This window comes from Corallococcus sp. AB018, assembly GCF_003986945.1.
In the GTDB taxonomy this organism is placed as follows: Bacteria; Myxococcota; Myxococcia; order Myxococcales; family Myxococcaceae; genus Corallococcus; species Corallococcus exiguus.
This window is the reverse complement of sequence record NZ_RAWR01000577.1, coordinates 1-418: the sequence shown is the minus strand read 5'-3', so window position 1 is coordinate 418 and position 418 is coordinate 1. Positions and strand designations below refer to the sequence as shown.

General features: G+C 76.1%; 1 pseudogene. It reads right to left on the bottom strand.

Annotation, left to right across the window (positions count from 1 at the left end):
• Positions 1-418, bottom strand: a pseudogene (locus tag D7Y11_RS43005) (hypothetical protein); the annotation flags it as partial.

The following is a 418-nucleotide window of genomic DNA, read 5'->3' as shown; positions in this document are numbered from 1 at the left end:
GCCCACCAGCGTGGCCGTCAGCACGCCCGTGGCCTCCGGCCGGTAGGACAGCCGGACCGGGACCTCGCCCGGCGCCATCCGTGTGGGCAACCCGGACGCGGAGAAGGGGGCGGTCAGCGCCGTCCACTCCACGTCCAGCGTCGTCCGGCCCGCGTTCATCACCCGGAGCTCCACCACCCGCTCCACCCGGGGGTAGCTGGCCGGGAACGTCACGGCCTCCTGGGAGACCCGCAGGAGGCTCCGGGCGCCCGTCAGCGGGGGTTCGTCCCGGCAAGCGCTTCCGAAGGCCAGGAGGGCCGCCAGGGCCATTGCCAGGGCCACCGGCCGGCCCGGCACCGACCCGGGGGACACCGTTGGAGCCTCCGGAAGGCCCTTCAGGCCCCCACTGCCCACCGTCCGCGTGCGCGCCATCGAGCCC